The 20,861-nt window shown below is 67.6% G+C and carries 21 protein-coding genes; 12 read left to right on the top strand and 9 right to left on the bottom strand.

Going from position 1 to position 20,861, the window contains the following annotated elements; translation table 11 throughout:
* The first annotated feature begins 13 nt into the window (after window positions 1–13).
* Together AC1RM6_RS02290 and AC1RM6_RS02285 are read left to right on the top strand one after the other, a co-directional pair.
* A complete protein-coding gene (locus AC1RM6_RS02290) occupies window positions 14–490 on the top strand; it encodes a MarR family winged helix-turn-helix transcriptional regulator (protein ID WP_493097970.1) in 477 nt (158 codons plus the stop codon).
* A gap of 183 nt (window positions 491–673) precedes the next feature.
* The gene (locus AC1RM6_RS02285; RefSeq protein WP_493097969.1) at window positions 674–1,177 is read left to right on the top strand and encodes an antibiotic biosynthesis monooxygenase family protein; all 504 of its coding nucleotides are present in this window, start codon (window positions 674–676) and stop codon (window positions 1,175–1,177) included.
* A 72-nt stretch (window positions 1,178–1,249) separates the two neighbouring features.
* Here the strand turns inward: AC1RM6_RS02285 and AC1RM6_RS02280 are convergent, their stop codons facing one another.
* Window positions 1,250–2,182 carry an SDR family NAD(P)-dependent oxidoreductase gene (locus AC1RM6_RS02280; protein WP_493097968.1) on the bottom strand — a complete coding sequence of 311 codons (933 nt, stop codon included), beginning with the start codon at window positions 2,180–2,182 and terminating at the stop codon, window positions 1,250–1,252.
* A 49-nt stretch (window positions 2,183–2,231) separates the two neighbouring features.
* Complete coding sequence (locus AC1RM6_RS02275) at window positions 2,232–2,990, bottom strand: SDR family NAD(P)-dependent oxidoreductase (protein ID WP_493097967.1); 759 nt, start codon at window positions 2,988–2,990, stop codon at window positions 2,232–2,234.
* 159 nt (window positions 2,991–3,149) lie between these two features.
* On the opposite strand from AC1RM6_RS02275, the gene AC1RM6_RS02270 reads away from it, so the two are divergent.
* The gene (locus AC1RM6_RS02270; RefSeq protein ID WP_493097966.1) at window positions 3,150–3,743 is read left to right on the top strand and encodes a TetR/AcrR family transcriptional regulator; all 594 of its coding nucleotides are present in this window, start codon (window positions 3,150–3,152) and stop codon (window positions 3,741–3,743) included.
* 232 nt (window positions 3,744–3,975) lie between these two features.
* On the opposite strand, the gene AC1RM6_RS02265 is transcribed toward AC1RM6_RS02270, so the two are convergent.
* The 5 genes from AC1RM6_RS02265 to AC1RM6_RS02245 form a co-directional block, all read right to left on the bottom strand.
* Window positions 3,976–5,022, bottom strand: coding sequence for an NAD(P)H-dependent amine dehydrogenase family protein (locus AC1RM6_RS02265; RefSeq protein ID WP_493097965.1), 1,047 nt, complete (start codon window positions 5,020–5,022; stop codon window positions 3,976–3,978).
* Window positions 5,023–5,095: 73 nt separating this feature from the next.
* Complete coding sequence (locus tag AC1RM6_RS02260; RefSeq protein WP_493097964.1) at window positions 5,096–5,902, bottom strand: SDR family NAD(P)-dependent oxidoreductase; 807 nt, start codon at window positions 5,900–5,902, stop codon at window positions 5,096–5,098.
* A 114-nt stretch (window positions 5,903–6,016) separates the two neighbouring features.
* Complete coding sequence (locus AC1RM6_RS02255; protein ID WP_493097963.1) at window positions 6,017–6,691, bottom strand: DUF2490 domain-containing protein; 675 nt, start codon at window positions 6,689–6,691, stop codon at window positions 6,017–6,019.
* Between the two features lie 116 nt (window positions 6,692–6,807).
* Window positions 6,808–7,554, bottom strand: coding sequence for an NYN domain-containing protein (locus AC1RM6_RS02250; protein WP_493097962.1), 747 nt, complete (start codon window positions 7,552–7,554; stop codon window positions 6,808–6,810).
* A gap of 76 nt (window positions 7,555–7,630) precedes the next feature.
* Complete coding sequence (locus AC1RM6_RS02245) at window positions 7,631–10,105, bottom strand: TonB-dependent receptor (RefSeq protein ID WP_493097961.1); 2,475 nt, start codon at window positions 10,103–10,105, stop codon at window positions 7,631–7,633.
* Window positions 10,106–10,389: 284 nt separating this feature from the next.
* Here AC1RM6_RS02245 and AC1RM6_RS02240 point away from each other — a divergent pair, with 284 nt between their 5' ends.
* Together AC1RM6_RS02240 and AC1RM6_RS02235 are read left to right on the top strand one after the other, a co-directional pair.
* Window positions 10,390–11,688 (top strand): cytochrome P450, encoded by a 1,299-nt coding sequence (locus tag AC1RM6_RS02240; protein WP_493097960.1) that lies wholly within the window; start codon window positions 10,390–10,392, stop codon window positions 11,686–11,688.
* Entirely contained in the window at window positions 11,685–12,698 is a 1,014-nt protein-coding gene (locus tag AC1RM6_RS02235; protein WP_493097959.1) for an NADP-dependent oxidoreductase, read from the top strand. Before AC1RM6_RS02240 ends, AC1RM6_RS02235 begins: the two co-directional genes overlap by 4 nt.
* Window positions 12,699–12,860: 162 nt before the next feature.
* Here the strand turns inward: AC1RM6_RS02235 and AC1RM6_RS02230 are convergent, their stop codons facing one another.
* Both AC1RM6_RS02230 and AC1RM6_RS02225 read right to left on the bottom strand, forming a co-directional pair.
* Complete coding sequence (locus AC1RM6_RS02230) at window positions 12,861–13,583, bottom strand: dienelactone hydrolase family protein (RefSeq protein ID WP_493097958.1); 723 nt, start codon at window positions 13,581–13,583, stop codon at window positions 12,861–12,863.
* An 11-nt stretch (window positions 13,584–13,594) separates the two neighbouring features.
* Window positions 13,595–13,918: a hypothetical protein gene (locus AC1RM6_RS02225; protein WP_493097957.1), complete on the bottom strand. Its 324-nt coding sequence runs from the start codon at window positions 13,916–13,918 to the stop codon at window positions 13,595–13,597.
* A 179-nt stretch (window positions 13,919–14,097) separates the two neighbouring features.
* On the opposite strand from AC1RM6_RS02225, the gene AC1RM6_RS02220 reads away from it, so the two are divergent.
* From AC1RM6_RS02220 to AC1RM6_RS02190, 7 genes are all read left to right on the top strand, one after another.
* The gene (locus AC1RM6_RS02220; RefSeq protein ID WP_493097956.1) at window positions 14,098–14,970 is read left to right on the top strand and encodes a helix-turn-helix domain-containing protein; all 873 of its coding nucleotides are present in this window, start codon (window positions 14,098–14,100) and stop codon (window positions 14,968–14,970) included.
* Between the two features lie 219 nt (window positions 14,971–15,189).
* A complete protein-coding gene (locus AC1RM6_RS02215; protein WP_493099508.1) occupies window positions 15,190–16,650 on the top strand; it encodes an aldehyde dehydrogenase family protein in 1,461 nt (486 codons plus the stop codon).
* Window positions 16,651–16,654: 4 nt separating this feature from the next.
* The gene (locus AC1RM6_RS02210) at window positions 16,655–17,467 is read left to right on the top strand and encodes an SDR family NAD(P)-dependent oxidoreductase (protein ID WP_493097955.1); all 813 of its coding nucleotides are present in this window, start codon (window positions 16,655–16,657) and stop codon (window positions 17,465–17,467) included.
* Window positions 17,464–18,231 (top strand): SDR family NAD(P)-dependent oxidoreductase, encoded by a 768-nt coding sequence (locus tag AC1RM6_RS02205; protein ID WP_493097954.1) that lies wholly within the window; start codon window positions 17,464–17,466, stop codon window positions 18,229–18,231. The genes AC1RM6_RS02210 and AC1RM6_RS02205 overlap by 4 nt, the downstream gene beginning before the upstream one ends.
* A 13-nt stretch (window positions 18,232–18,244) precedes the next feature.
* Window positions 18,245–19,321, top strand: coding sequence for a phosphotransferase family protein (locus AC1RM6_RS02200; protein ID WP_493097953.1), 1,077 nt, complete (start codon window positions 18,245–18,247; stop codon window positions 19,319–19,321).
* 99 nt (window positions 19,322–19,420) lie between these two features.
* On the top strand, window positions 19,421–19,630 hold the full coding sequence (locus AC1RM6_RS02195) for a hypothetical protein (RefSeq protein ID WP_493097952.1): 210 nt from the start codon (window positions 19,421–19,423) through the stop codon (window positions 19,628–19,630).
* A 101-nt stretch (window positions 19,631–19,731) separates the two neighbouring features.
* On the top strand, window positions 19,732–20,796 hold the full coding sequence (locus AC1RM6_RS02190) for an NAD(P)H-dependent amine dehydrogenase family protein (protein ID WP_493097951.1): 1,065 nt from the start codon (window positions 19,732–19,734) through the stop codon (window positions 20,794–20,796).
* Window positions 20,797–20,861 lie beyond the last annotated feature (65 nt).

The following is a 20,861-nucleotide window of genomic DNA, read 5'->3' as shown; positions in this document are numbered from 1 at the left end:
AAGGGCCCATGATGTGACCACCGAGCTTTCGCCTGAACCGCCCGCGCCGGCCGAACCGAGCGATCCGCTGGGCGGATCGCTGTGCCACGAATTGCGCAAGACGTCGGTGGCGGTGATGGCGGCGATGACGGGCGAATTCGGGCAATGGGACCTCAAGCCCAGCGAGGCCAATCTGCTCGCTTTTGTCGGCGCCAATCCGGGCTGCACCCAGAGCGACATCGCCCGCGCCCACCGGAGCAACCCCGCGAACCTGGTCCCGCTCGTGGCGCGGCTCGAACGGGACGGGCTGATCGAGCGGATCGCCGGCGACGGCCGCGCGATCGCGCTGTCGGTCTCGGCGAAAGGGCGCGGCGTGCTCGCGTATGTCGACGCCGGCTTCGCCCGGCTCGAGGACCGGCTCGGCGCGGGGCTGAGCGCCGACCAGCGCGAGACGGTGATCGACGCGCTGCGGATCATCTGCAAGGCCGCCTGCCATTATGACAGGGGCTGATACCGGATACCGGTGACGGTGCCTCACCGGTATCCGGTATCAGCCCGTGCGGCGCTTGAGCATATCGATCGAGGATGCGTCAGCATCTTCGAGATCGCGTATAAGCGGCTGCTTGGCTGATGCATCGGACGAGGCGATGCGGTAATCGGGAGCCGGTTTAGACGGGCAGCGGGGCGGCGGACCATGGGCAAATTGACGACGGCACATCTCGCCTCGGCACAGGGCGCTATCGCGACCGGTGCGCGGGCGACCGGCAGTGCCGCGGTCGGCGCGTTCGCCATGGGGGCGCTGGCGGTCGGCGCCGTGGCGATCGGCGCGCTCGCGATCGGGCGGCTCGCGGTCGGCCGCGCCCGGTTCGGCCGGGTCGAGATCGACCGGCTGGCGATCGGACAGCTCGACATCGGCGGACTCGCCTTTGCGCCGTCGACCGCGGTCGCGCAGATCCGCGCGAGGCCGGGCCAGGGCGACGCAATCGAACGGCTGCTGCGCGAACGTGCCCTGATCGTCGCGACCGACACGCCCGACGTCCCGCTTCCCGGCGTTCGGCGCTCGGTCGACAATCCCGACCTGTTCCTGCTGTTCGACGATCGCGCCGACGGCGCCGCGTCGCTGGCGACGCTGCGCCAGCGGCTGGCGGAAGCCGATCTGGGGGACGTGGTCGATGTCGAGGTCTATCGGCCGGTATAGCGTTGCCGATCGCCGACCCCGTCTCCGCATGGGGCGGGATGAACGATCGGCCTCACCATTCCGCCCCCTGCCTCAGCCGGCGCGCACCAGTTCCTCGCTTTTCGCCCAGAGCCGTGCGGCGCTGTCGGCATCGAGCGCATAGGATTGCACCCCGTCGGCGAAGGGGTTGGGCGTGTCGTTGACCGGGGCGACAGCGATATCCTCGAGATAGCGCCCGCCGATCAGGTCGGGATCGGCGACGACGGCCGCCCACACCGACGTCGCCGCGGCCTGCGCGATGTTCTTGAGTTCGGCCGGCGGCAGTCCGGCATCGGCGCGCGCCTTGCCGACGGTTTCGAACAGGCCCTGCAGTGCCTCCGGCGCGAAGTGGCGCGGGAGATCGGTCAGGCTGTTGCCGGGCATCACCGACGCCGCGCGGATGCCGCGATCGCGATGGCGCCGGTCGAACTCGACCGCGAACAGCGCGTTGGCGGTCTTCGAACGGCCATAAGCGACGAACGGATCATAGGCCTGCCGGTCGAAATTCGGGTCGTCGAGATCGACATCGGCGACCCGGTGCGCCTGCGACGACAGCACCACCAGCCGCCCCTGATCGGCGATCAGCGGCGCGATCCGGGTGATCAGGGCGAAATGGCCGAGATGGTTGGTCCCGAACTGGAGCTCGAAACCATCGGCGGTCCTGCCGAACGGGGTCGCCATGATCCCGGCATTGGCGATGATCGCATCGAACCGCCGGCCGTCGGCGAGCAACCGGTCGGCCGCGGCGCGGACGCTTGCCAGCGACGCCAGGTCGAGTTCGACCGGTTCCACCGATGCGGGGGCCGGCCCGGCCCTTGCAAGATCCCTCACTGTCCCGACCACGCTCGCCCCGCGCGCCGCCAGCGCGCGGGCGGTTTCGCGCCCGATGCCCGACGATATGCCGGTGACGAGATAATGTTTTCCGCTGAGATCGATGCCGGCCAGCACCTCGTCCGCGGTCGATTTCGCGTCGAATATCCGAGTCATTTCAAATCCTTGATATCGCTATGGAAATTGAGCTGAAGCGCTGCCGTGCTCAGACCTGCAGGCCGCCGGCGACGTCGAGCACGCTGCCGGTGATGTAGCCGCCGTTCGGCCCGGCCAGGAAAGCGACCAGTGCCGACACCTCGTCGAGCGTCGCGATCCGGCGGATCGGATGCAGGTCGAGCAGCGCGTCGGGGGCGCCCTCGCCCAGCACCTCGACCGACATGTCGGTCGGCATCACCCCCGGCTGGACGACGTTGACGGTGATGCTGCGCCCGCCGAGATCGCGGGCGACGCCGCGCGCATAGCCGGCGATCGCCGCCTTGGTCCCGGCATAGTCGGCGGCGCCGGCGAAGGGCACGCGGCTGCCCAGCAGCGAGCCGATGAAGATGATCCGGCCGCCATCGGCAAGGCGTGGCGCCGCCGCGCGGGTGGTCGCGACCGCCCCCATGACGTTGACCTGCCATTGGCGATCGAGATTGACGATATCGAGATCGGGATCGTCGACCGTCCGGCCCTGCACCGCGATCGCCGCATTGTTGACGAGGATGTCGAGCCGGCCGAACTGGGCGATCACAGCGTCGACCAATGGCCGGGCCGCCGCCATGTCGGCCTGGTCGCTGCGGATGGCGATCGCGCGCACACCCTTCGCCTTCAACCGTTCGACCACCGCGTCGGCCTTGTCGGCCGACGCGACATAGCTGATCGCGACATCGGCGCCCTGATCGGCGAGCGTCTCAGCGATGGTGGCGCCCAGCCCGCGCGATCCCCCCGTCACCAACGCGACTTTCCCCTGCAATATCTTCGACATGACTCGTCCTTTCTCACGATCGGCGCGCCGCCTCAGGCACTGGGCGGCAACGGCACCGAGTTTCATAACGATCGTTATGATAATGGTCGGTATGAAATCTGGACAGGCGCTGTCAAGCGGTTTAATAATGATCGTTATGAAAAAGACCGAGTCGATCTGATGGGCCGTCCACGCGAATATGACGTCGAGAAGGTGCTCGACGCGGCGCTGTGCGTGTTCTGGCGCAAGGGCTATGAGGGCACCTCCTATGCCGACCTCACCGAGGCGGCCGGGGTCGAGCGGCCCGCGCTCTATTCGGCGTTCGGCAACAAGGAAGCGCTCTTCCGCCAGGCGCTGGCGCGCTATGACGAGCGCTATCTGGGCTATATTCCCGAGGCGCTCGCTTTACCCACCGCGCGCGAAGTCGCGGCGCATATCCTGTACAACGCCGCCGATCTCAACACGCGCTACCCCGATCATATGGGGTGTTTGGGCATCAACGGCGCGCTCGCCGGATCGGACGATGCCGAGCCCGTGCGCCAGGCGCTGATCGATTTCCGCGCGGCCGGCCAGGCCCGGCTGCGCGAACGCTTCGATCGGGCGAAGGCCGAGGGCGACCTGCCCGAGACCGCCCATCCGGATGCGCTCGCCGCCTTCGTGATGGCGGTCACCCACGGCATGGCGGTGCAGGCCAAGGCCGGCTTCAGCCGCGACATGCTCGAGTCGGTCGCCGAACAGGCGCTGTCGGCATGGCCGGCGGGTGCGTCCGCTTAGCCCGACGATCGTCTCGACGTTCAGCGATCAACGCGCGCCGCCCCACCGATTATCCGCAGCCTCACCGTCGCCCCGGCCTTGTGCCGGGGTCCATGGCTGGCCCGTCAGGCGGGAAGCTATAGGAAATCACGCAACCGCGCCTGCCACCGACGGTTAGCTCTGGTGGTGAAAGCCATGGACCCCGGCACAAGGCCGGGGCGACGCAAGAAAATGGTTTAGCCTCCCCCTCCGCTCAGCCGCGGATCAGCCCGCGCGGCTGGACGACGCCGAGGTCGAAATGGTTCACGACGCCGGGCGCCGCATCGCAGACCTGCGGGATCGCGGTCGCGCCGAGCAGCGCGGTCCAGATGATGCCCAGGAAATGGCTGTTGCCCTCGGCATCGGGGGTCGCCTTGAGCGTCATTTCCATGTTCGGATTGCCTTCGAACACGATCCGGTGGCGGCTTTCGCCGAGATTCCATTGCGGCTCGATGTCGTTGCCGAGGAAATAATAGAGATGGTAGACCAGCACCGGCCGGCCGTCAGTCCACATCGTCCATTCCCAATGCTGGCCCGCGACGGTGCCCTTGCGGATGACCCCGCCCGGATAATCGATATCGTTGCGGGCGATCGCGATCTCATGGGTCTCGGTGAGGTCCTCGACCTCCTTGCCCAGCCCCGCCAGCACCATCGCCATCGACTCGCCGAAGGTGACTTTCGCCTGCTCCATGACGTTGGGCTTGCTGTACAGTTCCTCGGGCGACAGGCCGAAGCCCATGAACTCGATATAGACCGAGGGCGTGGTCTGCTTGTCGGCGATCTCATAGACCTGCAGCTTGTCGATGCGGTCCATCAGGCGCGCGAGCGTCATTGGCACGATGTCGCCGATATAGCCCGGATGGATGCCGCAGCCATGGAACGAGGTGCCGCCCTCCTGGCACGCCGCCTCGATCTTCGCGACCGCGTCGCGGTTGGGTTCATATTCGAAGAACGGCCCGATCGTCGACACGACATTCTTGCCCGACCGCAGCAGCCGGCAGACCATGTCGAGATCCTGCAGCATCGGCGCGAAATGGACGCAGTCGGCATCGAGCGCGACGATCGCCTCGACATCGTCGGTCGCGAGCACCCCGGTCGCGGGCAGCCCGACCAGATCGCCGGCATCCTTGCCGACCTTGTCGGGATTGGTGACCAGCACCCCGACCAGGTCGAGGCAGGGATTCTCGATCATGTGGCGCAGCGAGACCTTGCCGACCGTGCCGGTGGCCCACTGGATGACGCGATAGATTTTGTCGGACACGGGATAGGCTCCTCGCAAGGCGCCGCGCGATCGGCGGCCGGCATGATATTCGGGTGACGGACGGCAATGCCGGTCAGAGGACCGCGCGGACCTGCCCGCCATCGACCCGATAGTTCGATCCGGTGACGAAGCCCGATCGCGGGCTGGCGAGCAGGCACACTGCCAGCCCGATATCCTCGCCGATGCCGAGGCGTCCCGCCGGCGGCAGGTCGAAGATCCGGTCGGCGACCATCCGCTCGGTCATCTGCTCGATCGTCATCTCGGGATTGGCATAGGTTTCGCGCGCGAACCGGATCAGGCCGTCGGTGACGATGATCCCCGGGGTGACGGTGTTCACGGTGACCCCCGAACTGTGCAGCGATCCGGCGAGGGTGACGGTGAAATTGTTCAGCGCCGCCTTTGCCCCCGAATAATCGGGGCCGAGATAGTTGGGCTGCAGCGCCACCGCGCTCGAGATCTGGATCAGCCGGCCCCATTTGGCGGCGACCATGGCGGGCACCGTCCGCTGGGCGAGCCGCACCGTCGCCAGCGTATTGCCGCGATAATTGGCCTCCCACTCGGCGATCGAGACGTCGAGTGCCGGGCGGGTGGTGCTGTCGGACACGCTGCCGCCGGCATTGTTGACGAGGATCTCGATGCTGCCGCCGAGCGCGTCGACCGCCGCCTTGTGGACCGCATCGACGCCTTCGTCGGTCGACAGGTCGCCGAGCGCGAAGCCCGCGGCGCCCATGCCGGTCGCGGCGGCTTCGGTGCGTACGGCATCGCGGCCATGCACGACCACTGCGCATCCTTCGGCGATCAGCATCCGCGCAATGTCGGTCCCGATCCCGCTGCTGCTCCCGGTCACGAGCGCGCGCCGGCCCTTCAGTTGCAGATCCACTCCCGGTCCTTTCCATGTCCGCGCGTTGGTTGCCGCGCCTGTCGACTGGTGGACATGTCTCGACCCGATCGCGCCAGAAGTCACCTCCCATATGGGAGCATGGCGCTTACGCGTTCAGCGCCGGACGAACAGGCTCACCGACAGGACATGGTTCATCCGGCGGCGGCCGGCGGCTTGGTCGATATATTGGTTGAGATAGCCGAGCTCGACCGTCGACTTGCCGCCGACCGGAATCTCCGCACCGATGAAGCTGCGCAGCTGGTCGAAGCCCGACCGCGCCCCCCAGTCGGTGTCGTTGAGCGCGACGAAACCCTCGACATAGCCGAGCGCGGCGAGACCGCTGCGTGCGACCGGCAGCTCGAGCCGCGCCATCTCGCGCACGCGCAGCCCCATGCCGTCGCCATCGTTGCGCCAGCGCTGTTCGAACCGCGTGCGGGTCGAGAATTCCCCGCCCCAGGGTTTCGCCATCACCCAGCTCAGCTGCTGAAAGCTGCGATTCTCGCGGAGATCGCGCGCACCCGCACGGCTGGTCACGACATGGGCATAGCCCTGATAGAGCGACATCGTCGGCGACAATTTCACCCCGATCGCCGGGCGGAAAAGGGCCTGGTCGAGCCGGCTGACCCCGGCGCCGAACCGCGGCTGGATCTCGGCGAAATAGATGAGGTCGCGACCCAGCGGCCCCATCGCGGTCAGGTTGATCCAGGCCTGCTCGTCATGCGCGGTTTGCGCCGCGGCCGGCGCGGCACAGGCGATCGCGACGGCCATCGGCAGCAAGAAACGTTCCATTCCGCGCGACATCATCGATCAGCCTCATCCTGAAAAAGCCTGCTGGCTAAGCGGGCAGGATGTCGGATCGATTGCGCGATGCTTGCGAACTGTTTCCCGCGGTGCGGGACGTGGCTTTATGTGCGCGCCTTGACCGGCTTCACCCGCACATAGGCGCTGCGGCCCGCGGTCTTCTTGAGCTCGAACGCGCCGGTCTTCTCGACGAGATCGCCGAGCTTGGCGTGACCGAAGGTGCGCGGATCGAAATCGGAGGCGAGCGTCGCCAGCCGCTGGCCGACCCCGCCCAGCGACACCCAGCCATCCTCGTCCTCGAGCTGCGAGATCGCGCGGCGGATCAGCGGCACCGCCAGCGCCGCCGGTCGCACCGCAGATTCGGGGCGCTCGTCGGGCTTTTGCGGCTCGGCCGAGGCCGGCGCCTCGGGCAGGAGATTTTCGGTATAGATGAAGCGCCGGCATGCCTGGCGGAAGCTTTCGGGGGTTTTCTGCTCACCGAACCCATAGACGTCGACGCCCTGCTCGCGGATCCGCGCGGCGAGCCGGGTGAAGTCGCTGTCCGAGGACACCAGGCAGAAACCGTCGAAGCGGCCGCTGTGGAGCAGATCCATCGCGTCGATCACCAGCGCGATGTCCGAGGCGTTCTTGCCTGAGGTATAGGCGAAATTCTGGTGCGGCATGATCGCATAGGTCGACAGCACATCGGCCCAGGATTTGAGCCGGGTGCTCGAAAAATCGCCATAGATGCGGCGGACGCTCGCCTCGCCGATCTTGGCGATCTCCTCGAACAGCCCCCGCGCGATCCGCGCCGAGGCATTGTCCGCATCGATGAGGACGGCGAGTCTGGGAGCGCGGGGTTCGGTGGCCATGCCCCCTTATGGACCAGCCCTACCGCTTAGGCCATCCGCTCGATACGGGCCGACCCGGGAGCCGGCCCGCCGCCGGTCATCCCCCGAAGCTGTAGCGCAGGCGCAGGCCATACATGCGCGGCTGGCCGTAGAAGGACGATACGAAGCCACTCGATGCATACATGTCGTTGACCGAAACCGCATATTTCTTGTTGGTGACGTTGGTCGCGAACAGCGCCAGATCGACCGGCGTGCCGGCGACCTTGCTCCAGTTCAGGTTCAGATTGAGCAGCTTGTACGACGGCAGCGTACCATAGATCGACGACTGGACGAGTTGGCTGCCGGTGTAGCTGTAGGTCGCGCCGACCGACACCGCGCCGACGCTGTCGGGCAGCGGCAGCGTATAGGTGCCGGTGATCGAATATTTGTTCTTCGGGGTGAATGGCGCGGGCAGTCCGGCGGTCAGCGGGATGAAGCCGTCATAGGGGCTGCCCGCCGGGAACACCGGCGCCGCGGTCGAAAGCAGCTCGCTGTCGATATAGGCATAGCTCGCCTCGAGCCGGAGACCATGGAACGGCCCGATCCCGGCCTCGATCTCGAACCCCTTGATCCGCGACTTGCCGATATTGACGATCGCATTGTTCGGCGGCGCCGAACCTGCCGCCGGCGACGAGGTGAAGCCCAAAGCGAGCTGCTGGTTCTGGAGATCGTTATAGAATCCCGACAGGTTGAAATAGCCGGGCAAGGCGCCGCGCCAGCTGGTCTTGGCGCCCAGCTCATAGGCGTCGACCCGCTCGGGCTCATAGCTGTTGAAGCCGCCCGCCGCGACCGGGTTGACGCTGCCCTGGCGATAGCCGCGGGCATATTTCGCATAGACGAGGACATTCTCGATCGGGGTGTAGTCGAGGTCGACCACCCAGGTCGGCGCGTCGCTCTTCTGGACATGGTCGACGAGGCATTGTTCGGGGGTGGTGATCGGCCGGTTGCGCGCCCGCACCAGCGGATTGGCGCACAGCCCGATCGGCGCCCCCGTCGCCGGGAAGGTATATTGGGCATTGAGCGAGCGCGAGCGGCTGACGTCCCAGGTGTAGCGCAGCCCGCCGGTCAGCTTGAGCCGGTCGGTGAAGCTGTAGGTCGCCTGACCATAGGTCCCATAATCATGATAGGAGACGCGGAATTTCTGGATCGTCAGCGAACCGGTGACTCCCGGCAGGAAGTTCGTGCATTGCAGCGCGAAGCGGTTGCTGCAGATCAGCCGGGTCGCGGCATAATTGCCATTGTCGTGGAGCGGATCGCTGAGCTCGACATAGCCGCCTGCCTGCCAGCTCAGCCGGCCGTCGAAGGCGCTGCCCTGGAATTGCAGCTCCTCGGTCAGATTTTCCTGGTTGGCGATCGACGATCCCGGCGGCACGAACGAGCTGTTGAACGCGGTATGCTGGCCGGTCAGCGCGCCGCCCGACACGGTCGCGCCGGTGGTGGGGTTGGTGATCGTCGCCGGCACGATCCAGTCGGTGCCGAAGAAGTCGGCGCGGAAATTGTTGTAGAGCTGCGAATAGCTGCCGATATTCTTGATCGTCAGCGCATCGCTCACCCGCCAGGTCAGCGTGTTGATCACCTGCCAGGTGCGCAGCAGGCTGACCGGATTGGGGATCGACGACTGGACCGCGAAACGCCCGGCGTCGGCCGCCTGACGCCGCGCGATCTGCTGGCAGCTCAATACCCCGCCGGGATAGTTGGCGGGGTTGCAGATCTCGAGCTGCGGCAACTGGCCGTTGGTGTCCGACCGGCTGTACGACACCACCGTGTAATTTTCGAGATCGGGGCTGAGGTCGAGCACCAGGCTGCCGCGCACCGCGATATAATCGGTGTCGCCGAAATCCTTGGGGCCGATCCCCGAGATATTCCTGTAATAGCCGTCGCGGGTCTGGCGATCGACGCCGAGCCGGAGGCGCACCGCCTCGGCGACGGGGATGTTCGCCACCGCCTGGAAGCGGCGCATGTCGTAATTGCCGATCGAACCCTCGGCATAGCCCTCGAGCCGGCTGGTCGGCTTGCGCGGCACCAGCAGCACCGCGCCGCCGGTGGTGTTGCGGCCGAACAGGGTGCCCTGCGGTCCTTTCAGCACCTGGACGTTCTGGAGGTCGAAGAAGCTGCCCGGCCCCGCGCCGTCCCCGGTCGCGATCGAGGCGCCACCACCGCGCGGTGCCACGACATCGGCGAAATAGACCCCGACCGACGCGGTGGTGCGCGCCTCCTGGGTGAAGCCGCGGATCGCGAAACTGGCATTGTCGGTGCCGAAGCGGGTGTTGGCGCTGAGCGACGGAGTATAGGTCGCGAGATCCGATCCGTTGGCGACGTTGCGATTGTCGATCTGCGCCTGATTGAAGACGGTGATCGAGATCGGCACGTCCTGCAGCCGTTCCTCGACACGCCGTGCGGTGACGATGATGTCGGCGGGATTGGCCTCGTCGGCCTGCTGGGGCACGGTGGCCTGCGCGATGGCCGGCGTCCAGCCGGCGATGCCGCCGAGCATGGTGCCCGAACATAAGGCGGTCACGATCATCCTTCGCATAGCATCTCTCCCTCATGGTCTTTTCTGGGCTGGTCGTGCGGCCGGAAGTCCCGGCAGGGGACCTCAAATCCGCAGTTCCTCCGGTTTTCCGGATTCGGCCATTTTTGATACCCACAGAAATTTATAGTTACAATAATGAATTGAAATTCATATATACGAATTATCAGCGAATTTCTGGCGAGGAGGTACGGCGGCGACCGATCCTTGACGCCGGCCGAACGGCGGCATACTGGTTCGTATTACAGACTAACAGTTCGCATATACGAACTACAGGAGAGGCAGCGATGCAGTCAGGCAGCTTGACCGCCGACGATCCCCGCTATCGCGCGATGTTCGATGTCGCGAAGGAAGCATTGGAGACCGTGGGCCAGGTCGAAGGCGATCTCTCGCCGCGGATGAACGCGCTCAGGACGCGCGGATCGGTGCTGCACGGATCGCTCAACCAGCTGCTGAACCTGCCCGAGGCGCACAAGGCGTTCAGCTGCGAGCGCGACCATTATGCGCTGCTGAGCTGGGAACATTGCGAGCGCGCCTTCCGCGAGAATCTGCTCTTCTCGTCCGAGGTCTACAAGGAAAGCCCCGGGGTCCAGAATTTCGGCCGTTCGATCCTCGAGATGACCGGCGACGAGCATCGCCGCTATCGCAGCGTCGTCCAGGCGATGTTCCTGAAGCCCAAGGCGATGAAATGGTGGCGGCCGATGCTGATCGACGGCGCGGTCGAGACGCTGGTGGGCCATTTCGACGACTGGGAGACGGTCGATCTCAACCAGGCGCTGTGCGCCCGCCTGCCGGTCCATGTCGTCACCCGGATGATCGGGCTCGACGGCGAGGACGCCCTCACCTTCCGCCACCATCTCCAGCGCAGCACGATCGCCGCGCGCAACCTGCCCGAGGCCGAGGTCCGCGAAGCCGCGGGCGAGGTGTCGCGCATGCTCAAGGCGCTGATCGCGAAGCGCCGCGCCGAACCCGGCGACGACGTGATCTCGCTGCTCGCGCATAACGAACTGCGGCTGCCCGATGGCGGCGGACGCCAGCTCAGCGACGACGAGGTGTTCGGCTATTGCCGGCTGATCATGTTCGCGGGCGGCGGCACCACCTGGCGCCAGCTCGGCATCACCCTCCACGCGCTGTTGACCAACTATCAATATTGGGAAGCCTGCCGCGACGATCGCAAGCTGATCGAGGGCGCGATCGACGAGGGCGCGCGCTGGCTGCCGACCGATCCGACCTTCCCGCGGCTGATGATGGAGGATGTCGAGCTCGACGGCGTCGTCGTGCCGAAGGGCGCGCGGGTCGACATCTGCGTCGGGTCGGCCAATCGCGATCCCGCCCGCTGGGACGATCCCGACCGCTACGACATCTTCCGTCCGGCCCAATATCATATCGGCTTCGGGCTCGGCCCGCATCAGTGCCTCGGCATGAACGTCGCCAAGCAGGAGATGATCGCCGCGATCAACGCGCTGATGGACCGCTTCCCCGACATGGCGCTCGACCGCGACGCGCCGCCCGCCGAGGTCCAGGGCGGCCTGCACCAGCGCGGCATGACCAGCGTCCCCGTCCGCCTGCGGCCGAGGGCGGCATGAAACAGGTCGTGCTGCGCGCCTATGCTCAGGGCAATCCGCGGGTCGAGGATTTCGCGATCGAGGAGGTGGCGGCGCCGGTCGCCGGCGACGGCGAACTGCTGCTCGAGACGATCTGGCTGTCGCTCGATCCGCTGATCCGCTTCGCGCTCGACGAGACGATCCTCACCGGCCAGGCGCATGTGAAGATCGGCGAGCCGATCTATGGCGGCACCGTGTCGCGGGTGCTCGAAAGCCGCCACCTCGATTTCGCCGCGGGCGACATCGTCGAGGGCCGCACCGGCTGGCGCGAGATCGCCGCGGTCGATCCGGCGAAGGTCAAGCTGCGTCGCATCGATCCCGCCACAGCGCCGATCTCGACCGCGGTCGGCATCCTCGGCATGCCCGGCCAGACCGCCTATGTCTGCGTGGTCGACATCGCCCGGGTCCAGGCCGGCGACACCGTCGTCATCTCGGCCGCGGGCGGCGCGGTCGGCACGATCGCCGGGCAGATCGCCAAGCTTCTCGGCGCGCGGGTGATCGGCATCGCCGGCGGTCCGGACAAATGCGCCGCGGTCGAGGCGATCGGCTTCGACGCCTGCATCGACTATCGCGCCCCCGACTTCGCCGCGCGGCTGGCCGCCGCCTGCCCCGACCGGATCAACGTCTATATCGACAATGTCGGCGGCGAGGTCACCCGCACGGTGATGCCGCTGCTCGCCCACCGGGCGCGGATGCCGGTGTGCGGCTTCATCGCCCATTATGGCACCGGCATGGAGGGCCCCGGTCCCGACCACCTCCCCGGCTTCCTGCGGCTGGTGATGTCGCGGATGCTCGAGGTCCGCGGTTTCGGCGGGGCGTTCATGGCGGGTCCCGAGGCGCTCGAAAATCTGTCGCGCTGGCTCGCCGAGGGCAAGATCCGCAATGTCGAGGCGGTGGTCGACGGCCTGGAGAACGCTGCCGCTGCCTTCTGCGGAATCTTCGGGACCAACGCGCATGTCGGCAAGCTGATCGTACGGTTGGGACGGGAGTAGCCCTCGGAGACCGGCCAAGCCGTTGAAACACAACGTCGCCCCGGCGGAGGCCGGGGCCGCCCAAAGCTCAAGCGATTACTTGTCCGCAAGGGCTACAAAGCACGCGTTTACGGTCGGTTGGAAAGTCTTGGGCGGCTCCGGCCTCCGCCGGAGCGACGACTGCTACACTCCCGCCTTCACCATCTCGAGCAGCGCCAGCGTCCCCGCCCACGACACGCGGTCGGCCTCCTCGTCATAGGCGATCCCCGCGCGCACCATCCGGCCGATATCGGGATCGGTGAAGCCATGCGCCGCCTCGCTGAAGCTGGTGAACTGCAGCCGTACGCCGGCCCCGGCCATTTCGCGCTGGAAGGCGTCGACGGTCTCGGCCGGCACGAACGGATCCTTGGCGCCATGATAGACCGTCACCCGCCCGGCGATCGCGCCGGGCGCCGCCGGCGCCGCGGTCGACAACAGGCCGTGATAGCTCACCACCGCCTTCACATCGGCGCCGCTGCGCGCGAGTTCGAGCACGCACTGCCCGCCGAAGCAGAAGCCGATCGCCGCCACCCGCGCCGGATCGACCCCGGCCACTGCCTTGAGTGCCTCATACCAGGCGGCGACACGCGCGCGCAGCCGGACCGGATTCTGCTGGAGCGCGAGGAACGGCTCGCCCGCTTCGCTGGCATCGTCGAAATGGCGGCCGCCGCCATACATGTCGGTCGCCAGCGCGACGAAACCACGCCCGGCCAGCCGCCGCGCCCGGTCGCGGACGAAATCGCCGAGCCCGTGCGCGGTGTGCATCACCAGCACCGCCGGATGCGGCCCCGCGCCCTCAGGCCGCGCCAGCGCGCCGACCAGCGCCGCGCCGTCATCGTCGAGCGCGACATCCTCGAAACCGGTCATATCGCCCACCCTCAATCGTCGCCCGAAATCTGGATCGCCATGATATTGCCCGATCGACTGCGGTCGAGCGAGGGGTCGAAATCCTGAAGCTCCTTCGCCATCTGCGCCGACACCGCCGCCATGTCGTCGGTCTCGATCTCATAGGCGGTGACATAGGGCCACAGCTCGGCGCCAGGGATCTTGCCGCGCAGGGTCTTGTAACGGCGCGCGCTCTTCACCGCGGCGATCTTCCGGAACGCCGGCATATGGACCTCGTCATACCAGCGGTTGAGCCGTTCCTCGTCACCGTCGCCGTCGGTCGGCCCGTTGAGCGCCAGCAGCAGATATCGCGCCATATCCCTCTCCTCTTCGTCACGATCTTTGCACCGGCATAGCCCGACGATATCCGTATTATCGAGAATTATTTTTCCTGATATCGAATTTTATCAAGGACGCCGGGCTTATCCCGTGCCGCCATTGACCGCCTAATGGTGGCCTCCTATGACCATGAAATTCGAAATAGTGAAAAGTGCGCATGTCCGTTTCCTCTCCCGCCGTCCGCCGCGTCGTCGCCGTCCTGAACTTCTTCGCCGATCATCCCGGCCAGGCGTTCACGCTGACCGATCTGGTGCGCGCGCTGCGGCTGAGCCGGGCGACCTGCCACGGCCTGCTCGCGGGCCTGGTCGAGGCGGGCTATCTCTACCGGACCAGCGACAAGAGCTATCTGCTCGGTCCCGCGCTGGTCGCGATCGGCGAGGTCGCCAAGGCCAATTATTCCCCGCTCCAGGCCGCCCAGCCCGAGATGCGCAGCCTCGCCGACGAGTTCGACGCGATCTGCTCGATCACCTTCCGCGAGCGGCGCGAAGTGGTGGTGCGCGAACGCGCCGCCGCGGTCTCGCATCTCGGCTATTCGGTGCCGCGCGGCACCCGGCTGCCGCTCGGGGTCCAGTTCGCCAGCCTGTTCTTCGTCTGGTCGACCGCCGCCGAGATCAAGACCTGGCTCGACGATATCGATCCCGCGCCGACCGACGAGCAGAGCGAGGATATGCGCAGCGGCATCGCCTATCTGCGCGACCATGGCACGCTGTTCGGCGTCCGCAACCTGCGCAGCGACATCGCCAACCAGGCCCCCACCGAACCCGGTGCGCAGGACTGGCTCCATGGCGAGCGCTACAGCAACGCCCCCGTACGCCCGGTCTTCGCGATCGACCCCGACGAGCAATATCCGCTCGGCTTCGTCCAGGCCCCGGTCCTCGACGCCCGCCGCCGGGTCGCGTTCGTGATCGGACTCCAAGGCTTCAACCGGCTCTACAGCGGCGACGAGGTGCTGCGCATCGGCAAGCGGGTCCGCGAAGCCGCCGACCGCATCGGCACCTTCATCGCGCACGGATCCGCCACGCGCGGCTGAGGGCTGCGTAACCCCTTAATATTCGCCAAAACTCGCGTCATCCCGGCGGAGGCCGGGATCTCAGGAGGCTGACGCGCGCCCTTGACGCCTGAGATCCCGGCCTCCGCCGGGATGACGATGAATTTCACCCGCTCATCACCCCCGATTGACGCCGCCCACAGCCTCGTCTACCCCATATTCAGCGAACAACAGTTCGAAATATGGAATTAGGAGGATGCGCTGCGCTACGCCGGCTTCATCGATGGCGCCTATGTCGAAGGGCAAGGCGAAACGCTCATCGTCGAAAACCCCTCCGACGAGAGCATCGTCGCGAACTTCCAGGGCCTCTCGCCCGTGCAGGTCGAAACCGCGATCCGGTCGGCCCGCCGCGCCTATGAGCAGAGCGGCTGGGCCGCGCTTCCCGCCCGCGAGCGCGCCGTTATCCTGCACCGTTTCGCCGCGGCGATGGCGAAGCGCGCCGACCGGCTGACCGAACTCGCGATCGCCGAGGCCGGCTGCCCGGTCTCGTCGTCGGTGATGATCGCCCAGGTCCGCTCGCCGCTGCGCCATGCCGGCGAGATCATCGACCTGTTCCTGTCGCTGCCCGAGATCGAGGAGAATCCGATCCCGCTGTCCGAACGGGTCAACCCGATCGGCCAGGTGATCCAGAGCCTGCGCCGCTACACCCCGATGGGGGTGGTCGCCGGGATCGCCGCCAACAATGTCCCCTTCTACACCGCCTTGTGGAAGGTGATGCCCGCGCTGATCGCCGGCAATGCGGTGATCATCCGCCCCAACCCGCTGACGCCCTTGTCGGCGATGGTCTTCGCCGAGGCCGCGATCGAGGCCGAACTGCCGCCCGGCATCCTCAATGTGGTGATCGAGGGCGGGCTCGAGGGCGCGCAACTGCTCACCACCGACCGCGACGTCGACATGGTCGCCTTCACCGGGTCGAGCAGCGTCGGCGCGCAGGTGATGGCGCAGGCGGCGGCGACGATGAAGCGCGTCCAGCTCGAACTCGGCGGCAAGTCGGCGCAGATCTTCCTGCCCGACGCGGTCGAGCGCGCGACGATGGGCGCGCGCACGGTGTGCGTCTCGCATGCCGGCCAGGGCTGCGCGCTCGGCACCCGCGTCTTCGTCCCCGAGGAGCGCAAGGCCGAGGCGATCGCGGCGATGGTCGCCGAATTCGCGAAGATCCGGATCGGCCCGGCCAACGATCCCGAGACCCAGACCGGCCCGGTGATCAGCGCCGCCCAGCGCGACCGCTGCGAACATTATGTGAAGATCGCGGTCGCCGCCGGTGCGAAGGTCGCGACCGGCGGCAAGCGCCCCGCGCATCTCGCCAAGGGCTTCTACTTCGAACCGACCGTGCTCGACGTCCCCGACAATGCCAACCCCGCAGCACAGGACGAGATCTTCGGGCCGATCGTCTCGGTGATCGGCTATCGCGACCTCGACCATGCCGTCGCGATGGCCAACGACTCGCGCTACGGCCTGTCGGGCTATGTCCAGGGCGCCGACAAGGCGGCCGCGCTCAAGGTCGCGCTCGGCATCCGCAGCGGCACCGTCAACGTCAACGGCGCGCTCGCCAGCGCCTTCGCCTCGTCGGGCGGACAGCGGATGAGCGGGGTCGCCCGCGAACGCGGCATCGAGGGCCTGCGCATCTATCAGCAGCTCAGCTGCCTCAACATCGGAGGCTGACCCCATGGACGCTCTTCTCGCCGGCAAGGTCGCGATCATCACCGGCGCCGGCTCTGGGGTCGGCCGCGCCGCCACCCTGTTGTTCGCCCGCCACGGCGCCAAACTGCTCGCCGCCGACATCGATGCCGATGCCGCCGCGCAGACCGCGGCGATGGTCCAGGCCGAGGGCGGCCATGCCCGCTCGATCGGCTGCGACGTCGCCGATGCGGCCGCGGTCGATGCGACGGTCGCCGCCGCGGTCGCCGCCTATGGCCGGCTCGACATCATGTTCAACAATGCTGGGGTGACGATCGTCGGCAGCAAGGGCATCAAGAAGCTGGTCGAAACCACGCCTGCGGACATCGAGCGCCTATATTCGATCAATGTCCTCGGCGTGGTCCATGGCTGCCAGGCCGCCGCGCGCCAGTTCGCTGCGCAGAAGGCCGCGGGGCTGGACGGCGGACCGGGGGTGATCGTCAACACCGCCTCGATCGCCGGGCTGATCGGCTTCGGCGGGGTCGGCTATGGCGCGACCAAGGGCGCGGTGGCCAGCCTCACCCGCACCCTCGCGCTCGAACTGGGCGCGTCGGGGATCAGGGTCAACGCGATCTGCCCGGCGGGGATGCTCACCCATTTCGCCGGCATGAACCCCGACGCCGACAATGCCGAAGCGATGCGCCAGGGCATGGGGGCGATGTACCCGCTCGGTCGCGCGATCGATCCGATCGAGGCCGCCAACGCCGCGCTGTTCCTCGCCTCCGACATGTCCTCGGCGATCACCGGGGTGAACCTGCCGGTCGACTGCGGCTTGTCGGCCGGGATCAAGCCGCGCGGATGAGCGACGAGGCGCCGGTCATGCTCGTCGCCGGCGGCACCGGCTCGATCGGCAGCGCGATCGTCATCGCCGCGCTCGACGCCGGCTGGCGGGTCGCGCTCCACGGCCGCAGCGAACGGTCGGTCGACACCGCGGTCAATTGCCTCGCCTGGACCGGAATCGCCGCCGACCGCATTCGTGGCTTCCATGCCGATTTCGCCGAAACCGCGCTGGTCGGCGCGCTGGTCGAGGAGGTCGCCGGTTGGGCCGGCCGGATCGACGCGGTGATCGACTGTGTGTCGACCGGCCCCGCCGCCCGGGTCACCGGGCCGTTCGCCGACACCGATCCGGCGGGCTATGCCGGGCTGATGGATCTGTCGGCGGTCAATCTCCAGCGGCTCGCGCATGCCGCCCTGCCCTGGCTCGCGCGGCAGGGCGGTGCGCTGGTCGCCTTCGCGTCCGACGCCGGCCGCTTTGCCGCCCCGCGCCAGGCGATGATCGGCGCCTCGCGCGCGGCGATCATCGGCTTCGTCCGCAATCTCGCGACCGAGGTCGCCCGCGACGGCGTCCGCGTCCATTGCGTCTCGCCGAGCTTCGTCGACGACAGCGCCAGCGCCGCCCGGCTCGCCGCGCACAGCCCCGACCGGATCGAACGCGCCCGCGCCCGCGCCGGGCTCGGCCTGCCCACCCCCACCGACATCGCCTCGCTCGTCCTGTTCCTGTGCGGTGACGGCGCACGCCGCATCACCGGCCAGGTGATCAGCGTCAATGGCGGGCTCAACGCATGACAGGGAGAGCGACATGACCACCACCACCGCGCCGCGGCCGATCGGCGTCACCGCGCAAGGCGACATCCCCCGCACGCTCGACGCCGCGCTCGACCCACGCTGGCTCGAACGGGTGCTCGCACACGCCTTCGACGGCCGGCGGGTGACCGCGGTCGAACAGGTCGAACTGATCCGCACCGTCGCCACCAAGGTCCGCTTCGCCGTCACCTTCGAAGGGCTCGCCGAGCCGGTCGCGCTCTGCCTCAAGGGCCTGCTCGACGTCGACGCGGCGACCGCGCGCGGTGGCCCGGTGACGGTGCTCGAAGGCGATTTCTACGAGAAGCTCGCCCCTTCGATCGACGTGCGCGTCCCCGACTGCATCGCCGCGGTGGTCGATCGCGACGCGCAGCAGGGCATCATCGTCATGCGCGACCTGATCGCCGACGGCGCCCGCTTCTGCTCGGCGCTCGAGGCCTTCTCGGTCGACCAGGCCGCCGCCAGCATCGAACAGATCGCCCGGCTCCACGCGAAGGGCGACCTGCTCGGCGGCCGTCCGTGGATCGAACGGCGGATCGCCAAGCTCGCCGAGGCGCAATATGTCACCCAGCCGATGCTGCAGGAAATGCTCGACGGCCCGCGCGGGACGATCCTGCGCCCCGACATCCGCGACGCCGGCCGGCTGATCGCCGGCATGCGCGCTCTGTCGGCACGCGACGCCGAACGGCCGCAGACGCTGGTCCATGGCGATGCCCATGCCGGCAATATCTACCGCACCGCCGATGGCCGCCCCGGTCTGATCGACTGGCAGCTGCTCCAGAGCGGCGGCTGGGCGCTCGACATCGCCTATCATGTCGCCGCGGTGCTCGACATCGACGTCGCCGAGCGCGAGGAGCGCCGCCTGCTCGACCATTATCTGGAGGTGATGCGCGGCCTCGGCGCGACCGTGCCCGACCGCGAGACCGCCTGGAGCCAATATCGCGAGTCCCCGGTCTATGGCTATTATCTCTGGGGGATCACCCGCCGGGTCGACCCGGCGATCATCGCGATCTTCGTTCCCCGGCTCGGGTCGGCGGTGACCCGGCACGACAGCTTCGGATTGCTGGGGGTTTAGGCGCGGCATCGACGGACTGGCCCTCGCCGACGAGAAAGTTTCGTGCACTAGTGACCCTTTGCACGATTGCCGCGTTGAGCTGTCGACTGGAGACTGTCCATGATACGCGTCATCCACACCGAGCCGCCGACCGTGATCAGTAAGGCCAGCGAAGTCGTCGTCGTCGGCCCCGACAATCTCGATCTGTCGCTCACCCCCGGCGCCGCCGTCCGCACCGCCGAGGAACTGGTGAAGAAGGCCGGCGAGGCGATCGGCAAACAGGCCGCCTCGAACGCCTATGCGAGAACAAGGGCGCCCAAGCGCGACTGATCGTTTTTCCGCACCCGGCGCTGGCGCGCTTCGGCCGACTATGCTGTACACATGATCAGCAACCTGCGCGCGACGCAGGAGCAGCATATGAGGGGATGGCGATGACCGAACAAGGCGGCGGCAAGCGGTACCGCGTGGTTCAATGGGCGACCGGCAATGTCGGCGCCCGCGCCTTGCGGCGGGCGATCGAGCATCCCGAGATGGAGCTCGTCGGCGTCCATGTCCACAGCCCGGACAAGGTCGGTCGCGATGCGGGCGAACTCGCCGGAATCGCGCCGATCGGGATCGCCGCCACCGGCACGCTGGCCGAGGTGATCGCGCTCGGGCCCGACTGCGTCCTCTATATGCCGCATGTCTGCGACTATGACGAGGTCTGCGCGATCCTCGAATCGGGCGCGAACATCGTCACCACCCGGATGGAGTTCCAGAACCCCGCCGCGCTCGACAAGGCGATGGCAGAGCGGGTCGAGGCGGCGTGCCAGGCGGGCAACAGCTCGATCCATGCCTCGGGCAGCAGCCCGGGCTTCATCAGCGAGGCGATCCCGATCGTGCTCGCCTCGATCCAGCGCCGGCTCGACCATCTGCGGATCGACGAGTTCGCCGACTGCTCGTCGCGGATCTCGCCCGAGATGCTGTTCGACATGATGGGCTTCGGCCGCGCGCCCGGCCCCGCCGACCAGGCGCATCTCGACCATGCCCGGCTCTGCTTCGCCCCCTCGCTCCAGCTCGTCGCCACCGCGCTCGGGCTGCCGATCGACGAATTCGAGGTGAAGGGTGCGGTCGGCGTCGCCCGCAACGACATCCATCTCGAGGTCGGGATCGTGCCCAGGGGAACCGTCGCCGCCTCGCGCACCACCCTCACCGGCCTGCGCGACGGCACGCCGCTGATGACCTTCACCACCACCTGGTTCGTCTCGACCGACGTCGACACCAGCGACGGCGAGACCTGGGAATTCCGCACGCCCTCGGGCTGGCATGTCGTGCTGCAGGGCGACTGCCCGCTCGACGTCGCGATCTCCTTCCCGATCGCCGCCGAACATTATGCCGACATGACCCCGGGGCTGACCGCGCACCGCCCGATCAACGCGGTGCGCTATGTCTGCGAGGCGCCGGCCGGCATCCGCACCACGGTCGACCTGCCGCAGATCATCGCGCGTCTCGGATAATAGCGGATCCCGATGAGTCTCATCGGGATCCGGTATCGGCCCATGCGGCGCCTGAGCATATCGAT

This window comes from Rhizorhabdus sp. GW822-FHT03C02 (assembly GCF_058801765.1).
This window is presented reverse-complemented; position numbering and strand designations above follow the sequence as displayed.